Source organism: Fulvivirga kasyanovii (assembly GCF_009711405.1).
GTDB classification, from domain to species: Bacteria; Bacteroidota; Bacteroidia; order Cytophagales; family Cyclobacteriaceae; genus Fulvivirga; species Fulvivirga kasyanovii.
In genome coordinates, this window is sequence record NZ_SMLW01000509.1 from 1 (window position 1) to 5,044 (window position 5,044).

Sequence of the window (5,044 nt, forward strand, 5' to 3'; positions counted from 1 at the left end):
AAATACCTGTGTGTAATATATTCAACTGGTAAAGTGCATTACCTGCCCCAAAGAGCTTCTTTAAATTAATTGTAACAAACTGATAGATAGTTGTTTGTAATATTTGTCGGAGGTGGCATGAAATTGTTGCGTCCCATTAGCATAACAAACTTCACACTTAAACCAACCAGTTATGTTTTACCATATTAAAGACCTACAATTCAATGCACGAGTTTCTAAGCCCGATCCCCGGTTTGCGAGGCTGCTTCTGGAGCAGTTTGGAGGCCCCAATGGGGAATTGAAGGCAGCCATGCAATACTTTGTACAGGCGTTTGCGGCAAGGCAGCCATTTCCAAAAGAGTATGATTTGTTGATGGATATAGCTACTGAAGAATTTAGCCACCTTGAAATAGTAGGAGCAACTATCCAGATGCTGCTCAACGGTGTAAATGGCGAGCTGAAAGATGTTGCTGACAAATCTGAAATTATGCAGTTACTCGACGGTCAGGATGCAAAAGAGAATATGATCCACCAGTCTATGACCAACCCGCAGTTTTTGAATTTAAGCGGAGGCAGCCCTACGTTAACTGATAGCAATGGAAACCCATGGCACGGCTCCTATGTAACTGCAAACGGTGATCTTACGGTGGATCTGCGATCTAATATTGCAGCAGAATCACGGGCAAAAATAGTGTATGAATATTTGATGCAGTTCACTGATGACAAATACGTCAAAGAAACGCTACAGTTTTTGATGACCCGCGAAATAGCCCATTTTCAGATGTTTGAAGCGGCACTGAATAATATTCAGCCAAATTTCCCTCCCGGTGTACAACAGGGAAGCCCGCGCTACAGCAATAAATACTTCAACATGTCTAACGGTTCCAGTTTCAGAGGCCCGTGGAATGAAGGGGTATCACCGGAGCAAGGCGAAACCTGGGAGTATATAGAAAACCCTGTTGAGCATGTGTTGCGGACCAATGGCATGCTGGATGAGGAAATCGTAGGCACCACAAGAACTATGGAAAGTGCAAAGGAGAAAACCGAAGAAATAAGCAAGAAGAGATCGGAGCATATTAAAAATGCTGTACCCAAAGGAGAAAACCAATGGAGTAAATATGAACATCACGAGCACGTAAAATAAGTTATGGCAACAACACAGGATGAAGCTAAGAAAATAAGGATTGAATATTATACCGACCCGCTTTGCTGCTGGAGTTGGTCTTTTGAGCCCCAATGGAGGAAACTCAGGTATGAATATTCGGACAGCATCAGTTGGAGATATGTAATGGGAGGAATGTTGACCGATTGGAATACGTATAATGACACTGTCAATACCATTAACAAACCTGCTCAAATGGGGCCTTTGTGGAAAGAAGCGCGGCATGTTTCCGGCATGCCTATCAATGACAGGATCTGGGTGGAGCACCCACCCAGATCTTCCTATCCCGCATGTCTGGCGGTAAAGGCTGCCGAGTTACAGGGAATAACCGCGGGAGATCGATTATTACGTAAGATCAGGGAGGCTGTTATGCTGAGAATGATGGATGTTTCTGATAAACAGGTGCTACTGCAGGTTGCTCACGAGTTAACGGAGGAGTGCCCTGATGTGCTGAATTATGCCCAGTTTGAACGAGACCTTTCATCTAAAAGATCGATTAATCTGCTAAAGGCAGACCTGCGCAAGGTGAGAGCACGCGGCATTTCGCGTTATCCGTCGCTGGTGTTTCGTAAAAAAGGAAAAAGAGGTATAATTATCACGGGCTACAGGCCTTACCATGTACTGGTGGAAGCTATACGTAAAATACAGTCGGATATTATGCCTACTCATAGCATCAGGCTGCAAGATTATAAGAAGCAGTGGGGCAACCTTACTCCACGTGAAATGGCAGAGGTTGACGCGGCCGTAAAGTATTAAATACTATGATAAAAGCTATAAAAATCCTTTCTGCTGCAATTTTGGGCACGAGTGCAATGACGGCATTCAGCTATGCTATGGCAGCTAAAAAACAAGAGAAGTTTGAAGAGCCGGTATTGTTAAATAAGCTGATCAGGAGAATAATGCCGGTGAACAAGCTTAAACCTGATAACGAGGGCCTGCCAGGCTGGATGTTGCATTATGGTGTTGGGTTGCTGTTTTCAGCAGCCTTTGACCAGGTTTGGAGGAAAGGAAAGGTAAAGCCTGACTTACCAAATGCTCTATGGCTAGGTGGTTTAGCGGGTTTGATAGGTATCGGTACTTGGAAAAGTACCTATAAAGTTCACCCCAACCCGCCTGAGGATATTGATCTGAAATCATACTACGGCCAGCTTATTGTAGCGCATTTGATCTTCGGGGCTACTGCTGCGTTCGGTTATCGCCTGATACAGAAACCAACGGATCATTCAGGCAGCACGAATGATAGCAGGATGAATACTAAGAAAGGCAACACCCTCCTGGATGAGCCTGAGCGGGAGGGTGCCTTAATCACGGATTAAAAGTAGTAGTTGATCACAATGATCTGATCAAAAGAAAATTGATTGATGAGGTTAAGGTCCAGCCTGTTACCGTCCTTCGAGATTTTTGTCCCTTCGTTGGATGTCGAAAGGGTCTCCCAGTCCTTGCTAAATACCACATTGGCCAGGTTAGTCTCAAAGGAGAACCTGGGACTGATAAAGTAATAGATTCCAAGGCGAGCGCTCAAACTTATTTCATTAGACTTGGTTTTTGACGTGGCCACGAGGCTGCCATTTGTGGTTTTTTCCTCATTACGTTCTCTATTGTATCCAAGGGCAGGAGATAGGTATGCTCCGAATTTCTCACTTATGGGCCAAAATTTCTTCAAGAAAAGACTTCCTCCTATGCGAAAACCATCTTCTGTTGTTGTTTGGAGATCTCCAGGTGTTCCCCGCTCCCTTTCCAGATCTGAACTCGATAAATGCAAACCTACACCTACAGCCATACCGTCCTTGATAAATTTTCCGGAATAAGGAGAGATCGAAAACCTGGTGTAATCATACTCCTGAATATTAACGTTGCTTTCATCCCAGGAGTCATCTCTGGTAGAAAAACCAATACCCCCTCCAATAAAGTAATTACCCTTTTTCAGCCGTTCCTGACTGTGCAGATCAAATTGAGTTAAAATAGTTAGTAAAATAGAAACTAACATAGCTTTGTTTTTCATAGTATAGTGTTTTAGGTTAAAACTTGTACTATAGCAATAATTAAACCATGTTATATAATATGTGTTATTAAATTTGCAATCCGTTGATAATCAGTTGAAAATATCAAAATTAGCCATCAGGAAGCTTAGTATTAATACACTGTTCGCGGTTTATTTTTATGCAGTTTATTATTGTAATGAGCAACTAGGTAATCTTCATCTTGATACAAGATAGTTCCCCGCAGGTCTTTCGAAGAGGACTTGCGCAATACCAGTGCTGAATTATCATTTTAGAAGTAGTCACTAATCAGACCAACAGGTATTTATCCCTCCTTTATCAGCCGAATCAATTAAAAAGGTCAAGCTGGCCACCAGGAGGCTTGGCTTTTCCGAATACAGTCCTGCCTCCATACTTATGGGAATCATTGCGTTCTTTTTGTATGATTTTTTCAAACCGCTCCGGCGAAGGCCTAAATCCTTTTTCCAGTTTCATGGATAGTTCGTGCAGACTTTTAATGGCTTTTTGCTTATCAGTGTGCCCAATTTTGGCTTTTTCGACTGAAGTTTTTAGCACATGTATGGTCTGATCGTAGACTTTAGTGGGAACAGGGAAGGGGTGACCGTCCTTGCCACCATGCGCAAAACTATAGCGGGCAGGGTCTGAAAATCTTGAGGGTGTGCCATGAATAACTTCGCTGACCAGCGTCAGCGACTGCAAAGTTCGTGGTCCAAGGCCGTTGATCATCAGCAGGTCATCAAAGGAAGTTACCTCACCACTATTGGCCAGAGCCAGCACACTCCCTAACCTTTTCAGGTTTACATCACTGGCTTTGACCTCGTGGTGGCGTGGAAGTATGATCTTCCTGATTTCTCGCATCATCACATCAGAGGGTTCCTTTGAAATGGTAAGTATGCCTGCTTTGGTTTTGGAAGCCTCTTTGGCAGTTAAATTCAATATCTGGCCTTTATTGATGCCACATACACCCGTATGAGGTTCTTCGGAAAATGAGCGTACCTGCGAAGAGTGCCAGTGATACCTTCTCGCCATGCCATTGCCATCGTTCATGCCTTGTTGTATCACTGCCCACTCACCTTCGTTTGTTACCACAAAAGAGTGAAGGTAAAGCTGATAGCCGTCCTGAATGGCTGTATTGTCTATTTTTGCACTCAGCTTGCTGTTTTTTACCATCTCATCACCATTGAAACCCACCTTTCCTGCTAATTGTATCAGCTCATCAGGTGTTTTACGGGAATGCTTGCCTCTGCCTCCGCAGACATATATGCCCAGCTCCGAGGCCATTGGATTCAGGCTTTTTTTGAGGGCACCCATTACTGAGGTGGTAATACCGGAGGAGTGCCAGTCCATGCCAAGTACGCAGCCGAAGGACTGAAACCACATCGGGTCACTCAGCCTCGTCAGGAATTCGGATTTACCATACTCAAGGACTATGGCTTCCGTAATAGCCCCTCCCAGGGTAGCCATACGCTCAGCCAGCCAATAGGGCACTTTGCCGCCGTGTAGTGGTAGATCTGCATGTCCTGATCGTTTCATTTTGCTAAAATACTAAAAATATTAGTAATTCAATTTGTGTTTCTTAAGATTTCATTGACAACCCAGTTTTGGGCAATGGCATGGAGCAGATTACTTCTTTCACCTGTTTCGTCAACTGACTTCATCGGTTGCTGGTTAAAAGATGTACCTCTCCGGAATTATAGTTTAATCTGCCTTTGAATCTTTGCTACCGGGCAAATGAACTTAATTACCAAGGGTTTGGTTCTTGGGCTTGGCGCCCTGCGCGAGGATCAGACATATCATTGATCAAAATATAAATATCAATAACTGTAGCCACAATCCGATATAATAAGGATAACTTTGCGGCTTATTAAAATAATATCAATTGACAAATTTTTCAGATTTAGGA

5 protein-coding genes are annotated in these 5,044 nt (G+C 43.5%); 3 read left to right on the plus strand and 2 right to left on the minus strand.

Annotated features, from left to right (window positions below):
- Nucleotides 1-172 precede the first annotated feature (172 nt).
- The 3 genes from E1163_RS10500 to E1163_RS10510 are packed head-to-tail and all read left to right on the plus strand — an operon-like array spanning nucleotide 173 to nucleotide 2,457.
- A complete protein-coding gene (locus E1163_RS10500) occupies nucleotides 173-1,123 on the plus strand; it encodes a manganese catalase family protein (protein WP_155171409.1) in 951 nt (316 codons plus the stop codon).
- A gap of 3 nt (nucleotides 1,124-1,126) precedes the next feature.
- Nucleotides 1,127-1,897: a DsbA family protein gene (locus tag E1163_RS10505; RefSeq protein WP_155171411.1), complete on the plus strand. Its 771-nt coding sequence runs from the start codon at nucleotides 1,127-1,129 to the stop codon at nucleotides 1,895-1,897.
- 5 nt (nucleotides 1,898-1,902) lie between these two features.
- Nucleotides 1,903-2,457: a hypothetical protein gene (locus E1163_RS10510; protein ID WP_155171413.1), complete on the plus strand. Its 555-nt coding sequence runs from the start codon at nucleotides 1,903-1,905 to the stop codon at nucleotides 2,455-2,457.
- Here the strand turns inward: E1163_RS10510 and E1163_RS10515 are convergent.
- Nucleotides 2,454-3,143: a hypothetical protein gene (locus tag E1163_RS10515; RefSeq protein WP_155171415.1), complete on the minus strand. Its 690-nt coding sequence runs from the start codon at nucleotides 3,141-3,143 to the stop codon at nucleotides 2,454-2,456. The genes E1163_RS10510 and E1163_RS10515 overlap by 4 nt on opposite strands.
- A 325-nt stretch (nucleotides 3,144-3,468) precedes the next feature.
- The gene (locus E1163_RS10520; RefSeq protein WP_155171417.1) at nucleotides 3,469-4,674 is read right to left on the minus strand and encodes a DUF763 domain-containing protein; all 1,206 of its coding nucleotides are present in this window, start codon (nucleotides 4,672-4,674) and stop codon (nucleotides 3,469-3,471) included.
- Nucleotides 4,675-5,044 lie beyond the last annotated feature (370 nt).